Source organism: Streptomyces sp. NBC_00572 (assembly GCF_026341815.1).
In the GTDB taxonomy this organism is placed as follows: domain Bacteria; phylum Actinomycetota; class Actinomycetes; order Streptomycetales; family Streptomycetaceae; genus Streptomyces.
The window spans coordinates 274,851-300,361 of the sequence record NZ_JAPENX010000003.1 but is presented as its reverse complement, the minus strand read 5'-3'; the positions used below and the strand labels follow the sequence as shown (position 1 = coordinate 300,361).

At 70.0% G+C, this 25,511-nt stretch carries 30 protein-coding genes and 2 pseudogenes; 16 read left to right on the top strand and 16 right to left on the bottom strand.

What is annotated here, in order from left to right:
- Positions 1-10: 10 nt before the first annotated feature.
- From OG514_RS38075 to OG514_RS38045, 8 genes and pseudogenes are all read right to left on the bottom strand, one after another.
- Complete coding sequence (locus tag OG514_RS38075; RefSeq protein WP_266902860.1) at positions 11-859, bottom strand: ETEC_3214 domain-containing protein; 849 nt, start codon at positions 857-859, stop codon at positions 11-13.
- Between the two features lie 141 nt (positions 860-1,000).
- Positions 1,001-1,204, bottom strand: a pseudogene (locus tag OG514_RS38070) (hydroxymethylbilane synthase); the annotation flags it as partial.
- 1,010 nt (positions 1,205-2,214) lie between these two features.
- Positions 2,215-2,469 carry a transposase gene (locus OG514_RS39560; protein WP_353962718.1) on the bottom strand — a complete coding sequence of 85 codons (255 nt, stop codon included), beginning with the start codon at positions 2,467-2,469 and terminating at the stop codon, positions 2,215-2,217.
- A gap of 806 nt (positions 2,470-3,275) precedes the next feature.
- A pseudogene (locus OG514_RS38065) lies at positions 3,276-3,509 on the bottom strand (transposase); the annotation flags it as partial.
- 147 nt (positions 3,510-3,656) lie between these two features.
- The gene (locus OG514_RS38060) at positions 3,657-4,004 is read right to left on the bottom strand and encodes a hypothetical protein (protein WP_266902858.1); all 348 of its coding nucleotides are present in this window, start codon (positions 4,002-4,004) and stop codon (positions 3,657-3,659) included.
- 45 nt (positions 4,005-4,049) lie between these two features.
- Positions 4,050-4,265, bottom strand: a complete 216-nt coding sequence (locus OG514_RS38055) for a hypothetical protein (RefSeq protein ID WP_266902856.1) — start codon at positions 4,263-4,265, stop codon at positions 4,050-4,052.
- A 19-nt stretch (positions 4,266-4,284) separates the two neighbouring features.
- Positions 4,285-4,626, bottom strand: a complete 342-nt coding sequence (locus OG514_RS38050; protein WP_266902854.1) for a DUF6233 domain-containing protein — start codon at positions 4,624-4,626, stop codon at positions 4,285-4,287.
- A 179-nt stretch (positions 4,627-4,805) separates the two neighbouring features.
- A complete protein-coding gene (locus OG514_RS38045) occupies positions 4,806-5,060 on the bottom strand; it encodes a hypothetical protein (protein WP_266902852.1) in 255 nt (84 codons plus the stop codon).
- Positions 5,061-5,813: 753 nt separating this feature from the next.
- Here OG514_RS38045 and OG514_RS38040 point away from each other — a divergent pair.
- The 8 genes from OG514_RS38040 to OG514_RS38005 all read left to right on the top strand — a co-directional run bounded on the left by OG514_RS38040 (position 5,814) and on the right by OG514_RS38005 (position 11,707).
- Positions 5,814-7,091, top strand: a complete 1,278-nt coding sequence (locus tag OG514_RS38040; protein ID WP_266902850.1) for a helix-turn-helix domain-containing protein — start codon at positions 5,814-5,816, stop codon at positions 7,089-7,091.
- 264 nt (positions 7,092-7,355) lie between these two features.
- Positions 7,356-7,751 carry a hypothetical protein gene (locus OG514_RS38035; protein WP_266902848.1) on the top strand — a complete coding sequence of 132 codons (396 nt, stop codon included), beginning with the start codon at positions 7,356-7,358 and terminating at the stop codon, positions 7,749-7,751.
- Entirely contained in the window at positions 7,748-8,248 is a 501-nt protein-coding gene (locus OG514_RS38030; RefSeq protein WP_266902846.1) for a hypothetical protein, read from the top strand. The genes OG514_RS38035 and OG514_RS38030 overlap by 4 nt, the downstream gene beginning before the upstream one ends.
- Positions 8,241-8,657, top strand: coding sequence for a DUF6415 family natural product biosynthesis protein (locus OG514_RS38025; RefSeq protein WP_266902844.1), 417 nt, complete (start codon positions 8,241-8,243; stop codon positions 8,655-8,657). Before OG514_RS38030 ends, OG514_RS38025 begins: the two co-directional genes overlap by 8 nt.
- Positions 8,658-8,822: 165 nt before the next feature.
- Positions 8,823-9,935 carry a radical SAM protein gene (locus tag OG514_RS38020; protein WP_266902842.1) on the top strand — a complete coding sequence of 371 codons (1,113 nt, stop codon included), beginning with the start codon at positions 8,823-8,825 and terminating at the stop codon, positions 9,933-9,935.
- A complete protein-coding gene (tmk, locus tag OG514_RS38015) occupies positions 9,932-10,687 on the top strand; it encodes a dTMP kinase (protein ID WP_266902840.1) in 756 nt (251 codons plus the stop codon). Before OG514_RS38020 ends, tmk begins: the two co-directional genes overlap by 4 nt.
- Positions 10,569-11,366, top strand: a complete 798-nt coding sequence (locus OG514_RS38010; RefSeq protein WP_323181694.1) for an endonuclease/exonuclease/phosphatase family protein — start codon at positions 10,569-10,571, stop codon at positions 11,364-11,366. Before tmk ends, OG514_RS38010 begins: the two co-directional genes overlap by 119 nt.
- Before the next feature lie 26 nt (positions 11,367-11,392).
- Positions 11,393-11,707: a MazG-like family protein gene (locus tag OG514_RS38005; RefSeq protein WP_266902836.1), complete on the top strand. Its 315-nt coding sequence runs from the start codon at positions 11,393-11,395 to the stop codon at positions 11,705-11,707.
- A 212-nt stretch (positions 11,708-11,919) separates the two neighbouring features.
- Here OG514_RS38005 and OG514_RS38000 read toward each other — a convergent pair whose 3' ends face one another.
- The gene (locus OG514_RS38000) at positions 11,920-12,792 is read right to left on the bottom strand and encodes an undecaprenyl-diphosphate phosphatase (RefSeq protein ID WP_266902834.1); all 873 of its coding nucleotides are present in this window, start codon (positions 12,790-12,792) and stop codon (positions 11,920-11,922) included.
- A gap of 81 nt (positions 12,793-12,873) precedes the next feature.
- Positions 12,874-13,344 (bottom strand): helix-turn-helix domain-containing protein, encoded by a 471-nt coding sequence (locus OG514_RS37995; RefSeq protein WP_266902832.1) that lies wholly within the window; start codon positions 13,342-13,344, stop codon positions 12,874-12,876.
- 136 nt (positions 13,345-13,480) lie between these two features.
- On the opposite strand from OG514_RS37995, the gene OG514_RS37990 reads away from it, so the two are divergent.
- Positions 13,481-14,650, top strand: coding sequence for a thiolase family protein (locus tag OG514_RS37990; RefSeq protein WP_266902830.1), 1,170 nt, complete (start codon positions 13,481-13,483; stop codon positions 14,648-14,650).
- A 9-nt stretch (positions 14,651-14,659) separates the two neighbouring features.
- Here OG514_RS37990 and OG514_RS37985 read toward each other — a convergent pair whose 3' ends face one another.
- A complete protein-coding gene (locus OG514_RS37985) occupies positions 14,660-15,415 on the bottom strand; it encodes a TVP38/TMEM64 family protein (protein WP_266902828.1) in 756 nt (251 codons plus the stop codon).
- Positions 15,416-15,520: 105 nt separating this feature from the next.
- Here OG514_RS37985 and OG514_RS37980 point away from each other — a divergent pair, with 105 nt between their 5' ends.
- Both OG514_RS37980 and OG514_RS37975 read left to right on the top strand, forming a co-directional pair.
- The gene (locus OG514_RS37980; protein ID WP_266902826.1) at positions 15,521-16,270 is read left to right on the top strand and encodes a DNA alkylation repair protein; all 750 of its coding nucleotides are present in this window, start codon (positions 15,521-15,523) and stop codon (positions 16,268-16,270) included.
- Positions 16,271-16,346: 76 nt separating this feature from the next.
- Positions 16,347-17,192, top strand: a complete 846-nt coding sequence (locus OG514_RS37975; RefSeq protein ID WP_266902824.1) for a spermidine synthase — start codon at positions 16,347-16,349, stop codon at positions 17,190-17,192.
- On the opposite strand, the gene OG514_RS37970 is transcribed toward OG514_RS37975, so the two are convergent.
- Together OG514_RS37970 and OG514_RS37965 are read right to left on the bottom strand one after the other, a co-directional pair.
- On the bottom strand, positions 17,154-18,497 hold the full coding sequence (locus tag OG514_RS37970) for an MFS transporter (protein ID WP_266902822.1): 1,344 nt from the start codon (positions 18,495-18,497) through the stop codon (positions 17,154-17,156). The genes OG514_RS37975 and OG514_RS37970 overlap by 39 nt on opposite strands.
- A 160-nt stretch (positions 18,498-18,657) precedes the next feature.
- The gene (locus tag OG514_RS37965) at positions 18,658-19,833 is read right to left on the bottom strand and encodes a hypothetical protein (protein WP_266902820.1); all 1,176 of its coding nucleotides are present in this window, start codon (positions 19,831-19,833) and stop codon (positions 18,658-18,660) included.
- A gap of 122 nt (positions 19,834-19,955) precedes the next feature.
- Between OG514_RS37965 and OG514_RS37960 the strand changes: the two genes are divergently transcribed.
- Both OG514_RS37960 and OG514_RS37955 read left to right on the top strand, forming a co-directional pair.
- Entirely contained in the window at positions 19,956-20,393 is a 438-nt protein-coding gene (locus tag OG514_RS37960; protein WP_266903093.1) for a DUF4442 domain-containing protein, read from the top strand.
- 207 nt (positions 20,394-20,600) lie between these two features.
- On the top strand, positions 20,601-21,254 hold the full coding sequence (locus OG514_RS37955) for a DedA family protein (RefSeq protein ID WP_266903091.1): 654 nt from the start codon (positions 20,601-20,603) through the stop codon (positions 21,252-21,254).
- Positions 21,255-21,334: 80 nt separating this feature from the next.
- Here the strand turns inward: OG514_RS37955 and OG514_RS37950 are convergent, their stop codons facing one another.
- Entirely contained in the window at positions 21,335-21,862 is a 528-nt protein-coding gene (locus tag OG514_RS37950) for a gamma carbonic anhydrase family protein (RefSeq protein ID WP_266902818.1), read from the bottom strand.
- A 131-nt stretch (positions 21,863-21,993) separates the two neighbouring features.
- On the opposite strand from OG514_RS37950, the gene OG514_RS37945 reads away from it, so the two are divergent.
- On the top strand, positions 21,994-22,740 hold the full coding sequence (locus OG514_RS37945) for an acyltransferase (RefSeq protein WP_266902816.1): 747 nt from the start codon (positions 21,994-21,996) through the stop codon (positions 22,738-22,740).
- Between the two features lie 72 nt (positions 22,741-22,812).
- Here OG514_RS37945 and OG514_RS37940 read toward each other — a convergent pair whose 3' ends face one another.
- Complete coding sequence (locus OG514_RS37940) at positions 22,813-23,676, bottom strand: DMT family transporter (RefSeq protein ID WP_266902813.1); 864 nt, start codon at positions 23,674-23,676, stop codon at positions 22,813-22,815.
- Between the two features lie 104 nt (positions 23,677-23,780).
- Between OG514_RS37940 and OG514_RS37935 the strand changes: the two genes are divergently transcribed.
- Together OG514_RS37935 and OG514_RS37930 are read left to right on the top strand one after the other, a co-directional pair.
- Entirely contained in the window at positions 23,781-24,353 is a 573-nt protein-coding gene (locus OG514_RS37935; protein ID WP_266902811.1) for a helix-turn-helix domain-containing protein, read from the top strand.
- Positions 24,354-24,485: 132 nt separating this feature from the next.
- Entirely contained in the window at positions 24,486-25,049 is a 564-nt protein-coding gene (locus OG514_RS37930; protein ID WP_266902809.1) for a YbaK/EbsC family protein, read from the top strand.
- A 16-nt stretch (positions 25,050-25,065) separates the two neighbouring features.
- Here the strand turns inward: OG514_RS37930 and OG514_RS37925 are convergent, their stop codons facing one another.
- Positions 25,066-25,506, bottom strand: coding sequence for a CoA-binding protein (locus tag OG514_RS37925; RefSeq protein WP_266902807.1), 441 nt, complete (start codon positions 25,504-25,506; stop codon positions 25,066-25,068).
- Positions 25,507-25,511 lie beyond the last annotated feature (5 nt).

Here is a 25,511-nt window from a genome sequence, read left to right as displayed (position 1 = left end):
GGGGCGGCCGCTACTGCCCCCGGCCGAGAGGCCACAGAGCGAACCGCCGGGGCCGGTCGCCTTGTTCGATCTTCTTGAGGTCGCGGCGGTGCTGCCACTTCCCGAGCAGGCCGGGAGGCTTGATCAGTGTCCGTACGACGTCGAGGTCCGGGCCGGTGCGCGGCATGTCGGGCAGGAGTCGAGGCGCGTCCCCTGCGAGGACCATAAGGCTGTTGACCGTGGCCTGGGCGCGGAAGTGGTTGAGGGAGTCCGACTGTTCGGCGGTCAGCTCCTCGCGCTTCCCCCAGTCGAGGAAGGCGGAGCCTTCCGGCCCCAGCCGCTCCACGGCACCCACGGCCCGCCCGCTGCCTGCCTGGGAGACCCCGCAGGCCCAGCGGGAGTAGTGCCCGGGGTTCCCGGCGTAGTACGTCTCGTAGTACTCCGCGCGGCGCGCGCCCACCCAGGAGGCGACCTCCTCGGGCTCCCACCCGGCCGCGGCGCCGATGTCCTTGAGCCGGGTTCGTCCGAGCTGCACGTACGCGGAGGCGCCGTTGCTGCCCCACTCCGCGCCGATCCGGATCTTCGGCTTGAACTTCTTGGAGCGGGTCGTGATGGAGTAGGCCCGCACCCGCAGCTCGTTGCTCCAGGTGACGAGGTAACCGTCCTCGCCGAGCTTCCACACCCGCTCCGTCGGCGGCGCACGGTAGACCCCGCCGTACGGCTCGAAATCCGCCAGCGACTCGAACGCCGGCTCACCGAACAGCGACTCCACGTAGGCCGGCCGAACTCCCGGCCCGAGTAGCCGGAAGTTTTTGGCCCAGATGCGCCGTCGGCCCGGACCCTTCTTCCACCAGGCCGAGAGGCCCTTGAGAATCGCCATCCCGGCAACCACCCCACCCATGATCTTGCCTATGTCGCCCAGTGGGCCAAGCCACTCGTTCCCCAGGAGCCAGTTCACAGAGGAAGTGTGCAACGTCGGCGGGACGGCAGGAGCAGGGTGGGCGGGATCGTTACGTGCTGGTCAGTGGGGGATGCTGTCGATCAACTCGCGCGCACCCTGCCGGAGGAGCGCGACGGCCACGGACGTGCCCAGCGTGGACGGGTCGAGTCGCCCGGCCCACTCGTGGGCGTTCAGCACGGTCTTGCCATCCGGGGTGAACACACAGGCGCGCAAGGAGAGCTCACCGCCGCGCTCGACACGGGCGTAGCCCGCAATCGGGGAGTTTGGTTCATGGTGGAGAGGCGGGGACCCGAGGGCCGTGAGCCCGCCCGGTAGGCCCGGGCGCTGGTCAGCTCCGTCGCCCATGGCCCGAGTATGTTCTCCTAATCTCAACCATATTGCAGGCCGAATGTACGTTTGCCGACCTCGCTGGTAGGCGTGACGATGGAAGGGCGTCAGCCGCTAGGTATCGAGGAGGAAGGAATGCCTCCGTACATCCCGAGAAAATACTGGGCACAGCCGACCCCAATTAACTTCCATCGGTCGAGCGAGTCGATGACCGGCATTGCCGCTGCGCTTTTGGCTGGTTTCTCTATCGCCGTGTTGGGAGTAATCGCACAGGCCCCTCAGGGAATACGTTGGCCGGGATGGTCGCTCCTGCTTCTGAGTCTCGCTGCTGCAATGCTGGTTACATGTGTGCAATGTGGCGTTCAGGCGTGCGGCTACGCCTACTCGCGCGCCGACATTGCCCAGTGGCGACCAGAGCCATGGCAAGGTTGGGAGGAGGAGCATCTCAGAAAGGTGCAGGAACGTGACCTTGGGCGGTGGCGCGGATGGCATAGCAGAGCGCACGTCTGCTACCACATCGGCCTCGTCCTTCTGGCTGTTGGGCTGGGATTGACTGTCGTGCCGCCAACCGCCTATGACCTGGGTAGATCAGTCCCATCTGTAGATTGCAGTCTGAGATGGGCGGCACTCGGAGTGCTCTGCGCATCTGGGGTTGCGCAAATTGTGTGGGTCTCCATCGACTGGTGGCGGAACCGCAGCCAAAACGTTCCTTAACTTGTAATGGTAGAGGTGTAATTCAATGTCTCGCAGTGATAGTGGGCGCAGCGGCGATGGTACGCAGCCGAAGGCGGAGGTAAAAACAGGGCTGCCGGAGGGGAGGCAATGCAAGAAGCATCATCTTCCAGATTGCCCGATTTGCTTCGCCTCGGCGAAGGGGAAAGATTCTGCTAGGGGACGCTGATTGATGCCGCAGATGCGGATGACCTGATGACCCTAGGAGTTTGTCGTCAAAGTGTCAGGCCCACATCAAGAGTGATGCGAGGGTGACGGACGCTTTGCAGGACTCGGCGGAATCGGGGGTGGAGCGTGGTCCACGATCCGTACCGTTCGGGCACGGCACGCCAGGCGACCCCGGTGCGGAACTTCCACACAATGCCGTTCAGGGCGGTTCCGTCGTCCATCCGGGGTCGCCCCAGCACGGGCCGAGGAAGCAGCGGCCTAATGAGGTCCCATTCGGCATCGGACAGTTCATGGCTGCGCATCACGACTCCGTGATCCGCAATCCGAGATCACTTTGACGGCAGGACCTAGGCGGCGTCTCACCGGCCAGGCTGGTCTGGGCCGGTGTCCGACCCGGGCGTTACAGTAGCTAGCTAGCTAGCTAGCTAGCTATTGATCAGAAACTCTTGCTCTGCGAGGGACACCCGGCCATCACCACAGGCCACAGCTCTGCGGAGCGGAACCCCAAGAGTTTCGACTCAATGAGTTGCGTAGGCCCACTTATCGACACAGTATGAAGGAACAGCATCTTCCAACAAAGGCTCATGTATTAGTTATGAGGAGGAGAGCATGGTTGACCTAGTCTTCATCGAGTGTCGAGGGCCTGTTGAAGGAAAGCGTTGGCTCAATGGCGACACCGTAGCTGGGACAGTATCCCTGGTGGAGAAGCCCTTCGATTTTAGCGGCACCAGGTGGGAACGCCGAGAGATCGAAAGCGGTATCTTCACTTTCAAGTGCCTTGGCGACCTTCAGGGGAAAGGGCGTTTCTTGAACGGCATAACCGCACCCGACAAGGGATTTGTGGTCTTGGAGCCTCAAGCAGGGCTCTCCGGCACCAAATGGCGTCCTGAGGTCAGAAATGGGGGAACAGTATTGAGATGCATGGGTACCCACCCAGAAAGTCACCTCATTTTCCTGAATGGGGATACCCGGCCCCAAGGGGGAGCCGTGAACTTGGCGCCCAATACGGACCCCCCCTTCACGGGAACGGTATGGCGACTTCCGTCGGACGCGCCATCGCCTGGCTGATCGGACGGCTCCGGTCTTCCGCAAAGCCCTGTGCACCCCAATCGGCCAGGCAGTCCCCGCCCAGAGCCGTTGCGAGCGCGACATCCAGCAGAACCTTGCCCGGGTCGTGCACTGCCCGCGGCTTGCGCCACGGCGCCATTGCCGCCGATATCGCGGTGTCCAGACCGGACTTGCGAACCGTCTCGACCAGCAGCACCGCCCCGGCCTGCGAGACCGCCCCGCTGCCACCCCCCTCGACGCGGACACGCGGGTACAACCCGATACGCTTGCTCACCTGGAGAGTGCTTCTTTCCGTGCAGCCAACAGGACCCTAAACAAGTCCCATCGTTGCAGGTCAGAAGCACTCTCCGCTTATTTGATCAAGGCATGGACGAGCACGCTCATGAAAGCGCGAGGTTAGCGTCGATCTCGTCCGTTGGTGCTACTTGGACCCTTGTGCGCCCCGTCCGGCGGTGGAACCCGGGCGGGGCGCGCTGCTGTGTCCGAACAGGTTGTCCGCGCCGGTTGTCAGGCTGTCCGGACACGGTGTGCCTGGCGTCCCCGCCTGCCGCTTCTGGCCTGCGCGGACACTGACCGGACAGGGTGTCCGCCGGGGCGTCCGGGTGACCTGAGGGCTGCGTGTGGCCGCGGCCCACTGGACCAGGAGGCGCTGGTACTTCTCGGAGTGCAGCTCCCCGTCGGGCTCCTCGTCCATCAGCCAGCGGATGGCCTGGTTGATCTCGTCGGCGGCAGGCCGTAGAGGGCTGCGGGGCCGGGAGCGCGGAGGCATGCCCATCACGGTAGAGGGCGGGTCTGGCATGCGGCGGTGATCAGCTCAAGCCGCCTCGTACTCGTGCGCACGGCCGCCCCTCCATTTCACCCAAGTGGGGTCGTCGAGCAGGTCGTCGGCGTCTGGGAGTCCAGCGCGCCGGAGGAACTCAACGACATCCCTGTCGCTGTGCGCGAGGCCGAGGATGCTTCCGCCGTGCACGGTGACTCGGCGGCCTCCGGTGGGGGAGGGCGGGTGGACCACTATCGGGGCGCCGTCCATGCCTCCAGGGTGCATCGAGTCAGTCCAGGATGCCGAGGTCTGTGTCTGGCCGGCAGATGGCACATGCCGTGATGCCTCCGGCGGTGATGGCTTGGAGGGCCTGCTCGCGGGTGAGTGCCCGGGTGTGCTTGCTGGCCATGCGGCAGTCCCCGAGGTGGACGCTGTCCGCGATGGGCTGGCTGCCCTTTCGTAGGTAGGAGAGGACCCACGTCGGCCCGGCGGGGACTTCTCGTACGGGCCGCATCTGGGATTCGTGTGTCTCGACCTTGGCGATCTTCGCGCGGATCTCGCCGAGCACGGCCGCGTGCCACGTCTCCAGCACGCGGAGGCGAGGGAGGTCGGGAGGCAAGGAATCGGGCACAAGTTCGATTATAGTGCTGCGAGGCGCGCGGGGATGGCGGCGGTCGCAGGTGGCCTGTGACACTGAACTTTGAGCGCGTGCCAGCGAAGTTTGATCGGCGGGATCGCTACTCACGGCCGTGCAGCGGTGCGGAGCCTTCACTCAGAGCGAAGGCTCCGCACGGCTGCGCACAGGCGGGATCAGCGGCTGGCAACTGGTGTGGCGATACACGCCACGTAGTAGTCCTGCAGGCCGAAGCCCGACTGCTTCCAGGGAGCCGGGCACACGATGTTGGCAGTGGCCAGAGGGGCACTCACGGCGCCCACGAGACCGTCAAGCGTGCCGACCACGGGCGTGGTGTCGATCGGCTCGGGGGCCGCCGAGGCCGCCGTACTGCTGCCGAGAATCGCGACGCCGGCCAGTGCCGCGACGGCTGCCAGCGTTGTCACACGCATCAAGGTTGCTCCGTTCGTTCGTGTCGCACCCGCAGGAGGGTGATGCGTATGAGAACGCCTTCGGCCTGATCTTGGTTACGCCGCCAGCAGCCGGATCGCGACGGGCCGTCACTCAAGCGTCCGACTCGCAGTGCCAGATGATCCCAGCACTCAAACTTCAATGGCACGTGATCGAAGTTCAATGGCACAGGACAGCAGGTTGTCCCGTGACAGTGCACCTTGAGCGGATGTCATTGAATGCTGAGTGACTCGCTGAAGGGTGGCGTACTCCATCGGGTGGCTTACCCGGGAGTATCTGCACCTCGCAGGTCGGCCACGGTACGTCTATCGCGTGACTACATCGTTCAAGCGGTGCGCAGGTGTTCTTGGCCTGACTCTCGCCGCTCTTCTCGTGCCGATCGTTCCCGCATCCGCAGCGCCCGCTGCTGCCCCTGCCATCGGACTCCCAGACATTGACGTCAGCCCCGCCAGTATTCTGAACCTTGGCCCCGGCGGCCTGGTGCAGACCATGATCATGACGTTGAACGTCACTTTCGAACGGTGAGGGGACGCCCGAATCGAGGTCTGTCGACTGCCGGGAAGTGAAGTCAACCCGCTGTCTTCATCGCCGCACGGGAGCGGCTGGGCGTAGACGCAGCGTCAAATCGCCGTCGGTGGCGTGCGGGTGAGGGCCTGCGCCCCCGCCGCTCTGGGCTGTGCGGGGGCGCGTTCCGGAGTACCGTCCTGATTGTCTAGGTCAGAACGGAGTTCAGTATGCCCCTTTCCACCGACGAGCACATCGGCACGCGCGTACAGATCGCCCGAAACGCCGCTGGGTTGACGCAAGTTGAGCTGGCGGACTTCCTCGCCCGCTCCGAGTCCTGGGTCGCCAACGTCGAGAGCGGTCGGCAGCCGCTCGACCGGTACAGCGTCATCACGGCGATCGCGGATCGCTGCGACGTGGATGTGGTGTGGCTGCTGGGTCAGCCCTACCGGCTCCAGCGCAGCGGCGGCAACCTCGCTCACGCCCACATTCCCGCGTTGCGGACTGGACTCCGCCGCGCCGGACTGATCCTTTCCGGTCACCCCGGGCTCAGCCCCCAGGGCGGACCGGTGGACCTGGCGGCGATGCGGGAGAAGACCCGGCAGGCCAGCGTCGCCCGGCAGGCCGCGAACCTGCCGAAGGTGGCCACCCTTCTCCCGCCGCTCGTGGAGGACCTGAACACGGCTGTCCTCACGACCGATGGCGTGGAGCGGGAGGAGGCGCTGCACCTGCTGGCGGACGCCGCCCGTACGGCCCGGATGTGCCTCAACCAGCTCGGCTACCCAGACTTGGCGTGGTCGGCCGCAGAGGTGGCCGCCGGCGCCGCCACGGCCCTGGACGACCCGGTCGTGAAGGCCGCTGTCGCCTGGGACCGCTGCGGTGCTCTGCTGCACCAGGCGTCCCTGCGGGAGACCATCGCGGTCGCGGACGCCGCGCTGCGGGACCTGGAGCCCCACGCCACCGGGCGCGGCCGGGACCAGGCTGCGGTGTCCCTGCGCGGCGCGCTGCACCTGCGGTGCTCGATCGCCCACGCCCGAGGCGGGCAGGGGGACGATGCGTGGGCGAGGATCGACGCAGCGCTGCAGGACGCCGACCAGCTCGGCCCGGAATGGTACGACCTGGAGCGGCACACGGTGTTCGGCCGGGGCACGGTCGCGGTCCACGCGGCGGAGGCCGGCGTGGAGGTCGACCAGCCCGACGCCGGGCTCAAGAAGGTGCCGAGGGTGGACATCAGTGAGATCCCGAGCAAGGAGCGGCGCACGCACTTCCGGATCGACGAGGCGCGCGCTGCACCGGATGGGGCAGAGCTCGTCGGCCGTGGTCAAGCTCCGGGAGGCTGCGGCCGCCGCGCCGTACTACGTGTACGCCGACCCGATGAGCCGGGCTCTCGTGTCCGACCTCGCGCGTGTGGGCGTCCCGTCCCAGGCCGGATCCCTGTCCGGCCTCATCCGGAACATGGAACTCGCGAGGTAACTCCGCTCCTACTCCGAACAGTTGACGCCCCCTAGATTTTCTAGGGGGCGCATTGCTGTCTGCCCGCCACTCTCGGAAGGTCACTGCCCGTGCACGCGTGATCACCCCTGGGAGTAGCGGCGATGGAGCCGATCGATACCCGACAACCGGGCGCCGCAGTACGCGCGTACGCCGGCCTACTGGGCTGGCCCTTGACCGTGGGATACCGCAACCGGCCGCGGCAGGGGTGCACCTGCCAGGCCGAGGAGTGCCGGACGCCTGGCGCCCACCCGGTCCCCGGCAATCCGACCTTCCGGGGCATGAAGGAGACCCTGCGGGAGCTGGACTCCTCGCCGGGCGCCGGCCTCATCGCCTGGACGACCGTGTTCGACGCGCTGGTCGTCCCGCGCGACCTGGGCATGGCCGCCATGGTGTCCCTGGACCGTGTGGCCCCGGTGCCGTGCCTCGTCGCCGCTGACCACGCCGTGCTCCTGGTGCTCCCCGCCACCGGCCGGTACGCCGTCGAGAACGTGCCCGGCGAGGTGCGGTCCGGGTCGGACCAGTGGATCGCGGTCCCGCCGACGCATGACGTGCGCTGGGACACCGCCCCCTGGGTCGAGCAGACCGCGACCCCGCTGACCCTGCTCCACGGCGGGGACGTCGGCCGGCACCTGTGGGAGGCCAAGGGATCCACCGGCGCGGGGGTGGTCCGGTGACGATCCAACAGATCACCACGGGCGAGGAGCGGCGCCTCGCCGTCGAGCACTGGCTCTCCTCGGCCTCCTCCGATCCCGGGCAGACGCGCCGGGACTGGGTGGAGCACCCCGTCGCGATGCTGTCCTGCGGCAGCCTGTTCGCGGCCGTGCGCATCCCGGCCGCCGTCGTCCAGGCCGCGGCCCAGTCCACTGACGAGGCGGTCATCGACGCCTACCTTGTCGGCGTCGTGGTGGGCGGCCCGGTCATCTTCGACCGCTACGCCCTCTGGTACTACGCCCTCGTTCCGGCTGGCACCGCCCGGCGGTGGGACGCGCCGGACACCGTGTGCCTGGGTGTCGGATCGTCCCTCGGCGTCCCCAGGCCGGGCCTGTGCCGGGCCGACAACGAGCGGGTGTACTGGGCGGTCCCCATGGACTCGGCAGCCTTCCTGTGCTCCCCGAACGCGGTCTCCCAGCTCGTGATGCTGGGCCGGTACCGGCAGGTGGGCCGTGGCTGAGCTGCCCATAGACCTCGTGACGATCCGCCGGACGTGTGCCGAGGCCGAGGCCGTGGCAGCGGACTGCCTCGCCGGCGGCGTGGAGCCGCAGCCCGAGCGGATTGAGCACCTGCGGGCGTTGCTCCATGGGCACTTGGGTCTGCTCATGGACGAGGTGCGGGAGCGGTACGCCCCGCTCCCGCCCGGCCGCATGCGGCGTCTCGCGGACAGCATGGTCGCTCTCGGCGGCCAGATCCTGGGCGACCCCGAGCGGCGGGGAGCGGTGGACTTGCTGCCCCCGCCCCCGGTCATTCGGCTCCTTGCGCTCATGAACGACGCGCCGGAGGTGTTCTCCGGCGGCGCGCTGCCCGCGCCCTCCGACGACGCCGGCCTCCTCGTCTGGCGCGGTCCCTCGTCGTCGTTCGGCTGACCCTCGCCCCTGCCTTTCCGTTCTCGTCGGGGGACTCTCCCGGGCGCCCGGTACCGGCTCACGCCGGGCGCGACGAGGACGGGCGCCCGCCCTGCTGTGACGGGCAGGACGGCACCCACCCGGCCCGAGGCGGGTCGGGATCAACCACCGGATAGGGAGACCCCTTTGACTGCGCGTCCCATCCTGAGCGGCGAACAGGCCGCGTCCTGCTACTTCCGTACGACCGTCGACCACCCCAACCGCAAGGCGCTCGTCCAGATCTGCGAGCCGTGCAACGCCCTGTGTGCGCACTGCTTCGTGACCGCGACGAAACGGGGCAACTACATGCCCCTGGAGCAGATCCGGGAGCGGCTGATTCCCCAGCTCGCCGAGGCCCGGGTCACGAGGGTCACGCTGACCGGCGGCGAGCCCTTCATGCACGAGGACCTGATCGCGATTATCCGCTCTTTCCGGGATGCGGGCATGGCCGTGGGCGTGTGCACCAACGGCACCATGTGCAGTGACGAGCAGATCCGCGCCCTCGTGGAGCTGGACGCCCACATGAACGTGTCGCTGGACGGGTTCGCGGAGGAGTCGCACAGCGTATTCCGAGGCCTGCCCGGTTGCTTCGGCGAGACCATCGGCACCATCAAGCGGTTCGCGACCGCCGGCATCCTCCAGGGCCTGCTGTGCACGCCCAACAACCTCGCCGAGGACGAGGAGTACAGGAAGCTCGTGGAGTTCGCGCGCGAGCAGGGTGCGAAGTATGTCCTGATGAACCCGCTCGGCAGCATGGGCCGCGGCGCGTCCAAGAGTGCCCAGGGCAAGCTGCGCACCCCGGACGAGCAGATGACGGAGATCGCCGCCATGACGGCCCCGTTCGAGGGGGACGTGGAGATGGTGAACATCCGCTTCCCCAACGCGGACAAGCCGCTCTCGAACTGCGAGGCCGGAACCATCATCTACGTCTTCACCGACGGTGGGGTGGCCATCTGCCCGTACCTCGTGTTCGCGGCCCGGACGAGGGCGTCCCAGCACCCTGACACCGACTTCCTCGTCGGCAACGTATGGACGGACGACGACGTCGCCGCCCGCCTGGACGCCTATGGGAAGTTCTCCGACCGTTGGGACCTCGGGGGCAACTCGACGTGCCGGAGCTGCTCCCTGTCCGCCTCGTGCGGGAAGGGCTGTCCGGCCGCCGTGGTGGCTGCCGGCGAGCGGATCGGGGCCGTGGACAGCGAGCAGTGCCCCGTGGTGCCCCGGCAGTCCCGAGTCCTGCCCGTGGTCGGTGTCTCGTGACCACCGGGCGCGGCCTGCTGGTCGCGATCGAGGGGCCGGGCGGCGTGGGGAAGTCGACCGCCACGGGCCTGGTTGCGCGGCTCCTGACCGAGCGCGGTATGCCCGCCCTCGCCACGAGGGAGCCGACCGACACTGACCTGGGCAACCTCGCACGGCACGGTACGGACGAGTACCAGGGCGAGGCCATGGCCTGCCTCATCGCGGCCGACCGCTTCAAGCACGGCGAGGAGATCCGGCCCGCGCTGGGGCGCGGTGAGATCGTGGTCTGTGACCGGTACATCGCCAGTAGCCTCGCGCTCCAGTGCATGGACGGCGTCGACCGAGAGTTCGTGTGGCTGCTCAACGAGCGGGTGGTCCAGCCGGACCTGACTGTGATGGTGAGCGGGCAGCCTGACGTGATCGAGGCCCGGCTCGCCGCGCGCGGCGCGCACTCCCGATACGAACGCGCGGACGGCTCCAGCCACGTGGAATGTGCGTACTTCGCCGAGGCCGCTAAGTTCCTTCGCAGGATGGGGCACCGCGTGCTCAACGTGGACGCCTCCCATGTGCCGGCCGAAGAAGTCGCCCTGTCGATCGTGGCCGCGATCATCCGAGTGTGGAAGGACCGCCCTGACAATGCCGATGGTGGACGTGTTGACGTACAACCTCAACAACCCGTCCCGGGAGCGCGCAGAGAGGCAGCTCCGGTATCTGGCAGCCCGGCCGGAGTCGGTGCTGGTGCTGACGGAGACGGCGCGCAGCGCGGGGTGTGAGTTCCTGGCCGAGCAGTTCGAGGGGGCCGGGTACTCCGTGACCTTCCCCCGGCCGCTGCTCGGGACCAGGGAGCGGGGCGTGATGATCGTGTCCCGCCTCGCCACGCGCCCTCTGCCGCTGTCCGTGGTCTACCTGCCGCACCGGGTGGCCGGGGTGACCGTCCAGACGGACACGGGGCCGCTCGACGTGGTGGGGGTGTACGTGCCCTCTCGGGACGCCACAGAGACCAAGGTCCTCCGTAAGCGGTCGTTCCTGGAGGGCCTGGCTCAGGTCCTGCCCTCCGGGGCGACGGGGCGTCGGCTGGTGCTCGGGGACTTCAACATCCTGGAGCCCACCCACGTGCCCCGGTACCGCACGTTCCAGATGTGGGAGTACGGGTTCTACACCGGGCTTGCCGCAGCCGGGTACCGGGACGCCTTCCGCCTCCTCGCCCCGGACGAGCGCGCGTACTCCTGGGTGGGGCGCACCGGGGACGGCTACCGCTACGACCACGCTCACGTCTCGGCGCCGCTCGCCGGCGACGTGACGGCCTGCCGGTACGTGCACGAGACGCGCACCGGCGAGGAGCGGCTGACGGACCACTCCGCGCTGACGGTGGCCCTGGCCGTCCACGCCCCGGAGCCGCTCGACGTGAAGGACCCGGTACCGGTGAAGGACCCGGTACCGGCGCTGTTCTGACCACTGACGACGAGGAGACGAGCCACATGGACACGACGTGGGACGGCGTGCAGAAGCTGCGCGGCTGGCTGGACAAGGAGAACCAGGCCGCGGCCGGTGACGTGAAGCTGCTGCGGGTGCTCAAGATCGGGGAGGAGCTCGGGGAGGCCGCCGAGGCCATCACCGGGGTGCTCGGAGCCAACCCGCGCAAGGGCAACAGCCACACCTGGCAGGACGTCGAGAAGGAGTTGAGCGACGTCATCGTGACCGCCATGGTGGCCCTCGCCACGATCACCCCGGAGGCGGAGAAGGTCCTCGACGCCCGGGTCCAGGGCCTGCTGGACCGCCTCGACCTGAGCTGACCCGCACCGCCCTCCGTACAGAAGGGCCCGCACGGCTGGTGCCGTGCGGGCCCTTCTGCGTCACCCCTCAGTTTGCGGAAGCACACCCCTCAGTTGGGCGTCTCCCGTCTCCCAAGTGGGAGATTGGTGGGAGAGGGGTGGGAGATGATCATGGCGCACCGATGTAGTTGGGCACTAGGAAGTGCTAGATGGCGCTACATATGTGCACTTCGCTAGTTGGCGGATTCGCCCGCGTGCGGGCTCAGGGCGTCGGTGCCGACCAGGATGAACAGCAGGATGCCGAGCAGGATCCGGTAGATCACGAACGGCATGAAGCTCTTGGTGGTGATGAACTTCATGAACCAGGCGATCACCGCGTAACCGACGGCGAAGGCGATGATCGTGGCGAAGATCGTCGGGCCCCAGGAGACGTGCCCCTCGCCCGCGTCCTTCAGCTCGTACGCGCCCGAGGCGAGCACCGCCGGGATCGCGAGGAGGAAGGAGTAGCGCGCGGCCGCCTCGCGGGTGTAGCCCATGAGGAGACCGCCGGAGATCGTCGCGCCCGAGCGTGAGACGCCCGGGATCAGGGCCATCGCCTGGCAGATGCCGAAGATCAGGCCGTCCTTCACGCTGAGGTCCTTGAGCGACTTGCGCTCGCGGATCGCCCGGTGGCGGCCGCCGATCTCGTCGCGGGCGGCGAGCCGGTCCGCGACGCCGAGGACGATGCCCATGACGATCAGGGTGGTGGCGATGAGCCGCAGGTCGCGGAAGGGGCCCTCGATCTGGTCCTTGAGCGTGATGCCGAGGACACCGATCGGGATGGAGCCGACGATCACCAGCCAGCCCATCTGGGCGTCGTGGTCGGAGCGCATCGCCTTGTCGGTGAGGGAGCGGAACCAGGCCGTGACGATCCGCGCGATGTCCTTGCGGAAGTAGATCAGGACCGCGGTCTCCGTGCCGATCTGGGTGATCGCGGTGAAGGCCGCGCCCGGATCCTCCCAGCCGGCGAATGCCGCGGTGAGACGGAGGTGTGCGCTGGAGGAGATGGGAAGGAACTCCGTCAGCCCCTGGACGAGTCCGAGGATGAACGATTCGAACCAACTCATGGGGCTAGGGCCGTCCCGTTATGTACGTGTGCGGTCAGAAGGTCGTGCGCAGCGTACCGTCCCAAAGTGACGGGCCTGTGGTCAGGCCTCCTGAGGGCCCGCCGGGCCCGCCGTCGTCCAGCCGGGCGCCCTGACATGGGCGCTGAGGCTCTTGCGGTCGGCCTCTTCCCCGCAGTGGGCGCACACGACGCGGGGGCTGAGGATCTCGCCGCACCGGTGCTCCAGGACGATCGGCCGGTCGTCGGCGTTGAGGTGGCGGTCGCCCCAGGCCATCAGGGTCACCAGGACCGGCTGGAGCTCCTCGCCGGCGGCCGTGGCCCGGTACTCGAAGCGCTGCGGGCGTTCGCTGTACTGCACCTTCTCCAGGATTCCCGCCTCCACGAGCCGCTTGAGGCGGGTGGTGAGGATGTCGCGGGGGGCGCCGGTGTTGCGCGCGATCCGGTCGAAGCGGCGCACACCGAGGGAGACCTCGCGGAGCACGAGCAGCGAGTACTTCTCCCCGACGAGCGCCAGGGTGTCGGCGATCGAGCAGGGGCGGGGGGCGGCCTTCATGGGGTCAAGAGTAGGGCAGCGCGAGCGTGGTGAGTTTGGAAACCCGACTCACTCCTTCTTGTAGGTTTGAAAAGCCAACTCACTGGGTTATGTTACCGATGAGTGTTGGTCCACTTATCCAACTCAGGAGCCTGTCATGCGCGACGCCGTCATCGTCGAAGCCGTCCGGACCCCGATAGGAAAGGGCAAGCCGGGCGGAGCCCTGGCCCACGTCCACCCCGTCGCCCTGCTCTCCCACACCCTGCGCGCCCTGATCGAACGCAGCGGCATCGATCCGGCCCTCGTCGACGACGTGATCGGCGGCACCGTCGACCAGGTCGGCGAGCAGGCCATGAACACCACCCGCTACGCCTGGCTGGGTGCCGGATTCCCCGAGTCCGTGCCCGCCACCACCGTCGACCGGCAGTGCGGCTCCTCCCAGCAGGCCGTCCACTTCGCCGCCCAGGGCGTGCTCTCTGGGGCGTACGACATCGCCGTCGCCTGCGGAGTCGAGTCCATGAGCCGGGTCCCCATGTGGTCCAACGTGCCGCCCGGCGCCGACCCCTTCGGCCCCGGGGTCGCCGAGCGCTACCCCGAGGGCCTCGTCCCGCAGGGCATCAGCGCCGAACTCATCGCCGCGAAGTGGTCGATCGGCCGCGAGGCCATGGACGCGTTCGCCACCGCGTCGCACACCAAGGCGGCCCGCGCCTGGGCGGCCGGCCTCTTCGACGCCGAGGTCGCGCCTTACGAGGACGTCCGCCGCGACGAGTCGGTGCGCCCCACGACCACCCCCGAGATCCTCGCCGGACTGCGGCCCTCCTTCGAGGACCCCGGCTTCGCCGACCGCTTCCCGCAGATCGACTGGTCCGTCACCGCCGGGAACAGCAGCCCGATCAACGACGGTGCCTCCGCCGTCCTCGTCATGGCCGCCGACACGGCCCGCAGCCTCGGCCTGCGTCCCCTCGCCCGACTGCACAGCTTCGCCGTCACCGGCTCCGACCCGCTGCTCATGCTCACCGGCGTCCTCCCCGCCACGGAGAAGGTGCTGCGGAGGTCGGGCCTCTCCCTCGCCGACATCGACCTCTTCGAGATCAACGAGGCCTTCGCGAGCGTCGTCCTCGCCTGGCAGCAGGAGACCGGCGCGGACCCGGCCAAGGTCAACGTCCACGGCGGCGCGATCGCCCTCGGGCACCCCCTCGGCGCCAGCGGCACCCGCCTCACCACGACACTGGTCCACGCGCTACGGGCCAGGGGAACGCGCTACGGACTCCAGGCGATGTGCGAGGCGGGCGGCCTGGCCAACGCGATGATCGTCGAGGCACTCTGACCCCGGCCGCTAGCGGGGGCTGCCCACGGTCTCGGGCTCCGGATCCGGCGCCACGGCCGGAGCCGGGGCCCGCAGGTGGTGCCGCTTGCGCCAGGCGACCACGGCGGCCGCCAGGCCGGACAGTGCGATGAAGCCCGCCGAGAAGAGGAAGGCCGGGGAGCCCGGTTCGCCCGCCTGCGCGCCCGCCACGACGTACGCCGCCGTGTTGGGCACCGAGCCGAGTGCCGTCGCCACCAGGAACGGTACGTACCCCATCCTGGAGACGGCGGCACAGTAGTTGGCCGCCGCGAACGGCACCCCGGGGAACAGCCGGATCGCCAGCATCGAACGGAACCCGTGCCGGCTGAGTTGCCCGTCGGCCGCCATCAGCCAGCGGCCCCGCAGCATCGGCCGCAGCGCGTCCTGCCCCAGGTAGCGGCCGAGGGTGAAGGAGATCCCGGCGCCCAGCACCGTCCCCGCGATCGCGGCCGTCAGACCGAAGGCCGAGCCGAAGAGCGCGCCCGCCGCCAGATTGAGCACCGGGCGCGGTACGAACGCCGCCGTGCACACCCCGTACGCCAGCCCGAACAGCATCACCGCGTCGGCGCCGCTCGTCTGCTGCGGCCAGCCCGAGGAGAGCAGCCGCTGTGGCTCGTACAGCACGACGAGGGCCGCCGCCGAGAGCAGCAGCAGCGCGAGCACCGAGAGCCGTGCGCGGGGCGCGAGCAGGGCCCGGGAGCAGCGGAGGGCGACGGAGCCCGGCGGCCGGGGCACGGGAGCGAGCATTCGGGGAGAGTAACGGACGCGTCCGTATGATCGCCGTAATGTGCGTCATGTCCGTCGGGGCCGGATCCCGGAGCACCCATGACAGGGCACGACAGGGAGGGTCCCATGACCGACACCGCACGACCGGCCGGCGGCCCCGCCGGCCTCGCTGCCGACACCCTCGTCGACATCCCCGACAGCGCCCTCGCCGACACCGTCCTGGAGCGGCTCACCACCGTCTACCCGGCTGCAGGGAACCCCTTCCGGGCGCAGGAGATGGTCGCGTACATGAAGGGTGTCGCCCCCTTCCTCGGGCTTCGCACCCCCGAGCGCCGGACCCTGTCCCGTACCGTCCTCGACGGCACTCCGCGCCCCGACGAACGGGACTGCGCCGCCGTCGCCCTGCGCTGCTTCGCCCTGCCCGAGCGCGAGTACCACTACTTCGCCGTGGACTACCTGCGCCGCCATGTGAAGCGCTGCTCGTCCGGGTTCCTGCCCGTCGCCCGCCGGCTCGTCACCACCGTCTCCTGGTGGGACACGGTCGACCACCTCGCCGCCCATGTCGTCGGCGGTCTGGTCGCGGCCGACCCCTCCCTCGGTGACCGCATGGACGAGTGGATCGAGGACGAGGACCTGTGGGTGGCCCGTACGGCGATCCTCCACCAGCTGCGCTTCAAGGAGTCCACCGACGCGGACCGGCTCTTCGCCCACTGCCTGCGCCGCGCCGCCGACACCGACTTCTTCCTCCGCAAGGCCATCGGCTGGAGCCTGCGCGAGTACGCCAAGACGGCCCCGGCCGAGGTCCGCGCCTTCGTCACCGCGAACACCGCCCGCCTCTCCCCGCTCTCGGTCCGCGAGGCCCTCAAGCACCTCTGACCGGCCGACCGGCCTTCCGTAGCCCTGCCCGGGACCGGCCGACCTTCCGTCGCACCGCCCCCGGCACAATGAGAGCGTGAACGAGCACATTCCCGTCCTCCGCGAGGTCGACCAGGGCACCGCGCGCCTCATGCCCGATGTGGACCGGGAGCGGGCATGGCTCCTGACGGTCGACGGTGCACCCCAGTCGTACGTCGACCTCGACGACCCGGCGTACCTGGAGTTCGAGTACGCGCGCCGGCTCGCCCATGTCGTCGACGGCGCCGCCGACGACGGCGAACCGCTGGACGTCCTGCACCTGGGCGGCGGCGCGCTCTCCCTGCCCCGGTACGTCGCCGTCACCCGCCCCGGCTCGCGCCAGGACGTGGTCGAGGCGGACCGGGGGCTGCTCGCGCTCGTCGCCGAACACCTGCCGCTGCCCGAGGACTCCGGGATCACCGTGCACGGCGCCGACGCCCGGCGCTGGCTGGAGGCGGCCCCCGACGCTTCGGCCGATCTCGTCGTCGGTGACGTCTTCGGCGGCTCGCGCGTGCCCGCCCACCTCACTTCCGTGGAGTACGCGCGCGAGGTCAGGCGCGTCCTGCGACCCGACGGCGTCTACGCCGCCAACCTCGCGGACGGTGCGCCGTTCGCCTTCCTCCGCTCCCAGCTCGCCACCTTCGCCGCCGTCTTCCCCGAGCTCGCGCTGGTCGCCGAACCGGCCGTCCTGCGCGGTCGGCGCTTCGGGAACGCGGTCCTGGTCGCCTCCGGCCGCGAGATCGACACCGCCCACCTCGTGCGGCGGGCCGCGGCGGACGCCTTCCCCGCGCGCGTGGAGCACGGGGACACGCTCGACCGGTTCACCGGCGCCGCGGAACCGGTCCTCGACGCCGGGGCCGTACCCTCACCCGTTCCGCCGGAGGGCGCCTTCGGCATCGGCTGAGGCGGACGCGGCCGACTCGGGCGCGGCCGACGGCTCAGGCCCCTTGATCTCCTTCGTGTGCGGACGCCGGGTCAGATTCCGTACGTCCGGTACGAGCAGGACGATGGCAGTGACCAGCACCATCAGCCCCGCCGCGCCCCACAGCGCCGCACTCCGCCCGAACGCGGTCTCCGCCGGGCCCGCGAGCGCCGTCGTCAGCGGCAGCAGGGCCGTCGAGCCGAACCAGTCGTAGGCCGAGACCCGGGACAGCTTCTCCTCCGGGATCTCCTGGTGCAGGGCTGTCATCCACGAGACGCCGAAGACCTCGATGGCCACGCCGCTCACGAACATCGCGGCCGTGAGCCCCACCGCGTCGAGCGGCACCGCCAGCGCCGCCGAGGGCAGCGCGATGGGGAAGACGCCGAGCGTTCCGATGAACAGCAGTCGGCGCGGCTTCCACCGGGCCATCAGGACGGCGCCCGCGAGCGTCCCCACGCCGTACGCGGCGAGCGCGATGCCCCAGGGGCGCGCGCCGCCCAGTTCGGCCTTGGCGACCAGCGGTCCGTACACCGACTCGACCGCCCCGATCAGTCCCACCACCACGGAGAACTGGGCGACGATCGACCAGAGCCACGGCCGGCCGACGAACTCGTGCCAACCCTCCCGCAGATCGGCGAAGAGACCGCCGCTGGGAGCGCGCTCGGGGATGCCGCTCACGTCCAGGAACGCGCGCAGTCCGCCCGCGACGGCGAAGGCGATCGCGTCGATCAGGAGGACCCAGCCGGGTCCGACGAAGGCGACGAGCGCACCGCCGAGCGCCGCGCCGCCGATGGACGCGCCGTGCATGGCCATCCGGTAGACGGCGAAGGCGCGGCTCGCCTGCTCCCCGGTGACGCTGGACATCAGCATGCCCTCGGCCGCCGGGTTGAAGAAGGCCTGGCCGGTTCCGCAGAGGCCCGTGAGGACCATCATCTGCCAGATCTGGGCCTCACCGGAGAGCACGAGGGCGGCGAAGACTGCCTGTGAGAGGCAGTTGAGGGTGTTGGCGGCGACCATGACCCGGTGCCGGGGCACCCGGTCGGCGACCGCGCCGCCGATCAGCAGGAAGAGGACCAGCGGCAGGAAGCGTGCCATCGCCACGAGTCCCACGTCGCCCGCGTCGCCCTTGGCCTCGAACACCGCCCAGGTCGTGGCGATCAGCGCGCCGTGCGTGCCGAGGTTGGTCACGACGGTGGCGGCGGTGAGGAGGACGTAGTTGCGCCCGGCCCATTCGGGTCGGCGGGAACCGAAGGGGGTGCGGTGCGGGGAGGCGGCGGGATTGTTCACCCCGGGACTATCCCTGGCGGGCCGCTCGGATGCCAAACCCATATCCGGACGGAGAGACCCGGGGCTCGGGTGGGCGGGCAGGCCGGTGGCCGGACGGGTCGGGCCCCGGCGCGTGGACGAACCATGCGCCGGGGCCCGGTCGGTCAGGGCAGTCGGACGGTCAGGAGGCCGGCGCGAGGCGGACCGTCGAGAGGATCTGCTTGATGGTGGCGTCCGGCAGTTCGTCCTTGACGCCGTCGGCCCCGTAGAGCACCCAGGTCGTGAAGTCGCCCTTGGCGTTCTTGAAGGTGAAGGCGATCGACTTGCCGTCCGACTCGCACTTGTTGCGCTTCTTCACGCCCGGCGCCGTCGCGGTCGCCATATGGCCGGTGAGACCCGACTTCGTCTTGTACGCCACGGGCTTGGAGATCTTGATGGTGCTCTGCGGCATGTGCTGGGCGTAGCCGCCCCACACCCATGTACCGGCCTCGCTCCGCGCGGCGTCCGAGGTGTTCTTGGCGCCCTGGCCGCCCTTGGTGCCGGCGGTGCTCAGGCCCCAGGTCTCGTTGGTGCCGTTCTTGTCGGTGTCGTACGTGCACCACTCGCTCTTGAGACGCGTCGGCGACGACATGGTGACGAGCGGGCTGCCGTCGTTCTTCTTCTCGTCCTCGAAGAAGGTGATCATTCCCGGCTTCAGGACCTCCCACTCCGGCGGTACGTCGAAGAGGGTGCCGTACTTCGGGTTGTAGACGACCTTCCAGCCGGGGATCGTCGGCTGCTGGGCGGCGCCGTCGCGCGGGTTGTCGATCCCGGACGGGCTGTCGCTCGGGTCGGTCGAGGGAATCGTCGACGGGTCGGTGGAGGGGTCCACCGGAGCGGAGGTCACGGGCGGCTTCGGGTCGTCGGCGACCTGCTTCTTGTCGTCGTCCTTGCTGAGCACCAGGAAGCCGGTGACACCGGCCGCTACGACCACGGCGGTCGCGGCGACGATCGCCACGAGCGTCGTCTGCTTCTTCTTCCCGTCGCCGGGCCCGCCGGGCTGACCCGGTCCGGGCACCGCGTACTGCTGCGCCACGGTCGGTTGCTGGTACGGGTTCGGCTGGCCGTAACCCGGCTGCTGCCCGTAACCCTGCTGCGGGTATCCGGGCGGCGCGGGCGGCTGCTGTCCGTAGCCGGGCTGCGTCGGCGGCTGCTGCGGGTAGCCGGGCTGTGTCGGCGGCTGCTGCGGATACCCGGGCTGGGCAGGCGGCTGCTGATACGGGTTCGGCTGCTGCTGGTACCCCGACTGCTGGTAGGGGTTCTGATTCTGGTCCTGCGGGTTCTGCTCGCCCCCGGGCGGCTGCTGTCCTGGCCACATGGCCAGTAACCATAGAGGTGCGGAGGCGGCTCGACCACGTCCGCCCCCGGACCGTGTGCGCGGGAGGGTATGGCCAAGGCTGCTACTCGTGGGTAACATCACGGTCCATGAGCGCAGACCAGATGACCGTCGGCGAGATGCTCGCCGCCACGGTCCCCATGGCCGGAACCCTGAACCTCGAGTTCCTGGAGACCACCGCCGAGCGCGCCGTCGTGCGCCTGCCGGACCAGCCCGCCTACCACAACCACGTCGGCGGCCCGCACGCCGGAGCGATGTTCACGCTCGCCGAGTCCGCCAGCGGCGCCATCGTGCTCGCCGCCTTCGGCGACCAGCTGAGCCGCGCCGTGCCGCTCGCCGTCAAGGCCGAGATCGGCTACAAGAAGCTCGCCATGGGCATCGTCACGGCCACCGCCACCCTGGGCCGCCCGGCCGCCGAGGTCGTCGCCGAACTCGACGCGGGGGAGCGCCCGGAGTTCCCGGTGCGGATCGAGATCACCCGTGAGGACGGCGCCGTGACCGGCGAGATGACCGTCGTCTGGACCCTGCGCCCGAACGCCTGACCCGCACGCCCGACCTCGGACGTCGCGAGCCGCCCCCGTATCCCGTCCCGGGTGCGGGGGCGGCCGCGTTCCGGGCGGCCGACGGGGGAGGGCGTATCCCCTGACCGGGTAGGCTGCCCCGGCGTGCCCGCCGCGGTGCACGCCGGCGCCACGGCCCCCGACCACGGGCCCGGCGCGGCAGAGCAGTCGAAACGGGAGGAAGCCGCGTTGCACGTCCAGGAGTGGCTGGAGACGATTCCCGCGGTCGCCGTCTACGTCCTTGTCGCGGTGGTGATCGGGCTGGAGAGCCTGGGCATCCCGCTGCCCGGCGAGATCGTGCTCGTGAGTTCCGCGCTGCTCGCCTCGCAGCACGGTGACATCAATCCGTACGTGCTCGGTGCCTGCGCCACCGCCGGTGCGATCATCGGCGACTCGATCGGCTACGCGATCGGCCGCAAGGGCGGTCGGCCGTTGCTCGCCTGGCTGGGGAAGAAGTTCCCCAAGCACTTCAGCGAGGCCAACATCGGGCTCGCCGAGCGCTCCTTCGAGAAGTGGGGCATGTGGGCGGTCTTCTTCGGCCGCTTCATCGCCCTGCTCCGCATCTTCGCCGGGCCGCTCGCGGGCGTGCTGCACATGCCGTACTGGAAGTTCCTCGTCGCCAACGTCTTCGGCGGCATCCTGTGGGCCGGCGGCACGACGGCCGTCATCTACTCGGTCGGCATCGTCGCCGAGGCCTGGCTCAAGCGCTTCTCGTGGCTGGGGCTCGTCCTCGCCGTGCTGATCGGCGTCGCCTCGATGCTGATCATCAAGAACCGCGCGAAGAAGGCGGCGGCGGAGCGGTCCGACGCCCCCGAGGCGGAGCCGGTCGCGGTCGCGGACTGACCGCCGACATCACGTGGAGGAGGGCGGTACCCGTCGACGGGTACCGCCCTCCTCGCCATGACCGACCGGGGCCGTTCGGCTCAGTCCTCGAACGCCTCGGCGTGGCCCTTGGCGAGCAGCAGGTACATCTCGGCGTTCAGCTGGATGCCCGCCTTCTCCTCCTCGGTCAGCGGACGGCGGACCTTCGCCGGGACGCCCGCGACGAGCGACCCCGGCGGGATCTCCATCCCCTGCGGGACGAGCGCCTGCGCGGCGACCAGCGAACCGGCACCGATCCGCGCACCGTTGAGGACGGTCGCGCCCATGCCGACGAGCACGTCGTCCTCGATGACACAGCCGTGCACGGTGGCGTTGTGGCCGACGGTCACGCGGTCGCCGATCGAGACGGGGAAACCGGGGTCGACATGGACGGTGCAGTTGTCCTGGATGTTGGAGTCCTCGCCGATCGCGATGGGACCGCAGTCCGCGCGCAGCACCGCGTGGTACCAGATGCTGGCGCGGGCGCCGAGCGTCACCTCGCCGAGCACCACGGAGGTCGGGGCGGTGAAGGCGGTCGGGTCGATCTGCGGCTCCTTGCCGCCCACACCCTTGATCAACGCCTCTGTCATGGTTCGCTCCTGATCGTCAGCCGTCGTGTCACGCCCGGGGGTGCCCCCGGCCGCAGCCTATGCCGTGCTCATGACGGACATCACAGCGCACCGCACTGATCAGGCACGACGGTGCCGACTACGGTGTCCGGGTGCCCAGGAACAGAAACACGTTCTCGTCCCTTGCCGCCTGGCGGCGCCGGATGCTCAACCGTGCCGTACAGGGCGGCTGGCGCTGGGTGCAGGAGACCGGCTCCGTCACCGCCGAGCACCCGGGGAAGCTCCGTTTCCGTCGGCTCGGCGCGGGCACCCGGCTGGCCTTCCCGCAGGGCACGGTCTTCGGCGAGCGGTGGATCGAGATCGGCGAGTGCTGCATCCTCGCCGAGCAGGTCACGCTGACGGCCGGGATGCTGCCGGGCCTGGACCTCGGGGCGGACACGGTGCTGACGCTCGGCGACGGGGTCGTCCTCGGCCGGGGCAGCCATGTGATCGCCGACGCGAAGGTGAGCATCGGCTCGGACACGTACTGCGGTCCGTACGTCTACATCACCTCGACCAACCACAGCTACGACGACCCGGACGAGCCGGTCGGCCGCCAGTGGCCCCGCTCGGAACCGGTCTCCATCGGCCCCGGCTGCTGGCTCGGCACCGGCGCGGTGATCCTCCCCGGCGCCCGGCTCGGCCGGAACGTGGTCGTCGCGGCGGGCGCGGTCGTACGCGGCGAGGTGCCGGACCATTCGGTGGTCGCGGGCGCCCCGGCCAGGGTCGTACGGAGCTGGGACCCGGAGAAGGGCTGGCAGCCGCCGCTGCGGACCCCCGCCCCGGTCCCGATCCCGGAGCACGTGACGTCGGAACAGCTCGCGGCGCTCGCCAAGTGGGAGGTCGAGCGGGCGGGCTGAGCCCCCGCGACCGCCCCGGTGGCCCCTCCCGCGACGCTACGGCCTGTCCGGCGGAGCGGGGTCGGACACCCCCTAGCCGGTCGCGAGCAGGACCGTGCCCACCAGGGCGAGGCCCGCGCCCGCCGCCTGGACGGCGCGCAGGCGTTCCTTGAGGACGCCGTAGGCCGCGAGTGACGTGACCACCGGGTAGAGGCTGGCGAGGACGGCGGCGACGGTGACCGGGCCCTGCTGGGCCGCGATCGCGTACGTACCGTTCGCGGCGACGTCGGCGAGGCCGACGAAGGCGAGGGCCGGGAGGGCCGCGCGGATCACCTGCGGGCCGCCCTCGGGGAGGGCCAGGCCGCCCCGCTTCACCGAGGCGTACAGCGCGCCGCCGCCCACCAGGACGTTGGTGACCCGCTGGACGAACAGCGCGAGGAAGAGGCCGGTGACCGTCGTGGAGGCCTCGGCGATCAGCGCCATCACCGAGCCGAAACCGAAGGCCGCGACCAGGGTGAGCAGGACCGCCTGGCGCTGGACGGGCGCGCCCCGCAGCTCCGGCCCGCCGGCGAGGACCACGCCGAGGATCGCCACGCCGATCCCGGCGAACTGCACGAGACCGGGTCGGTCGCCGACGAGGAGGCCGACCGAGACGGGGACGACGACACCGAGCGAGCCGAGCGGGGAGACGACGCCCATCGGGCCGAGCGCGAGCGCCTTGTAGAAGGCGAGCATGGCTGCCGGGCCGACGACGCCGGCCCCGACCGCGTACCAGAGCTGCGGCCCCGCCTCGGTCCAGGCGCCGGTCGCGAGGACGATGCCGCCGAGGACGACGACCGCGAGGAGCTGGGAGACCACCACGACCGTGAGGGCCGGGATGCGGCGCGTGAGGAGCCCGCCGCCGAAGTCGGCGAGGCCCCACAGAAGGCTGGTGGCCAGGGCGAACAGGGCGGTCATGGGTCCTCACAGTCACGGACGGCAGTACAGTGCAGTGAACAATCGGGTACACCTCACCGTAGTTCAGTTCATTGAACTCTGTCATCCAAAATATTGGACGGAATGTGTCGGACCTCGATCAGCTCACACAGTCGCTCGCACGGAACCTGAAGCGCTGGCGCAAGGAGCGGGGACTCACCCTGGACGCCCTCGCCGTACGGGCGGGCGTCAGTCGCGGCATGATCATCCAGATCGAGCAGGCCCGGACGAACCCCAGCGTCGGCACCACGGTGAAGCTCGCCGACGCCCTCGGCGTCTCCATTACCACCCTGCTCGACTACGAGCAGGGCCCCCAGGTCCGGATCGTCCCGCAGGACCAGGCCGTCCGCATGTGGTCCACCTCCACCGGCAGCCACACCACGCTCCTCGTCGGCACCGAGGCCCGCGGCCCCCTGGAGCTGTGGTCCTGGACGCTCATGCCGGGCGACGGCAGCGCCTCCGACCCCCACCCCGACGGCACCGTCGAGCTGCTCAACGTCACGGCGGGAGTCCTCACCCTGGTCGTCGACGGCGAGGAGCACACCCTGCCGGCCGGCACCTCCGCCGTCTTCGAGGCCAACACGGCGCACGAGTACCGCAACGACGGCGACGAGCCCGCCGCGATGACGATGGCCGTCTCCATCCCGCCCGTACGCTGACGATCGCCGACTGCATCCCGCCCGTACGCTGACGTCCTGCCCGTACCGATGCCCGCCCTGCCCGCGGCCGCCGTCGCCCGCACGCTGAGACGAGCGGCCGCGCACCGGGCGGTGGTTGTTAGCGTGAGGCGCATGCGCGCACCCATCGGAAACTTCGACGACGCCCGGCCCGCCCCCGACTGCCTCGGCCTGCTGACCGGCCCCGTCGCCGCGGCCGTCCGGGCCTGGACCGGGCCCGTACCGGCCGATCAGCTGCTGTACGTGGACACCGACCCGGCCATCGCCGACACCGCCGTCTTCGTGGAGCACCACGGGCCCGCGCTGCTCGACGACTCCGCCAACTGCGTGGTCGTCGCGGGCAAGCGCGGCGAGACGACGACCCTGGCCGCGTGCGTGGTGAAGTCGGCGACGAGGGTCGACGTCAACGGGGTCGTACGCAAGCACCTCGGTGCCCGCAAGGCCTCGTTCGCGCCGATGGACACCGCGACCGGCGAGACCGGCATGGAGTACGGCGGCATCACCCCCATCGGCCTGCCGGCCGACTGGCCCCTGCTCGTGGACGCCGCCGTGGTCGACGCCGAGTGGGTCCTGGTCGGCAGCGGCCGCAGGCGCGGCAAGCTGATCCTGCCGGGGAAGGCTTTCGCCCAACTGCCGGGGGCGGTCGTCCTGGAGGGGCTCGGCGTCCCGGTCGGCTGAGGATCCCGCGAGGGCCTCAGCCCAGGCGCGGGATCTCGATCGCGGGGCAGCGGTCCATGACCATGTCCAGGCCCGCCGCGCGCGTGCGGGCGAAGGCGGAGTTGTCGATGACGTCCAGCTGGAACCAGACCGCCTTCGCGCCGATCGCGACCGCCTCGTCCGCGATCCCGCCCGCCTGCTCGCTGTTGACGAACACGTCGACGACGTCGACCGGGAAGGGAATGTCGGCGAGGGACGCGTAGCCCTGCTCGCCGTGCACGGTCTCCGCCTTCGGGTGGACCGGGACGATCCGCTTCCCGAAGCGCTGGAGGACGGCCGCCACCCCGTACGCGGCCCGCGCCTGGTTCGTGGACAGGCCGACCACCGCCCAGGTGTCGCCCGTGGACGTGAGGATCCGCCGTACCGTCTCCTCCGCGGAGTAGCCGGTCGGTTCGGCGGTCGTGGTCTCGACGCTCATCGCGC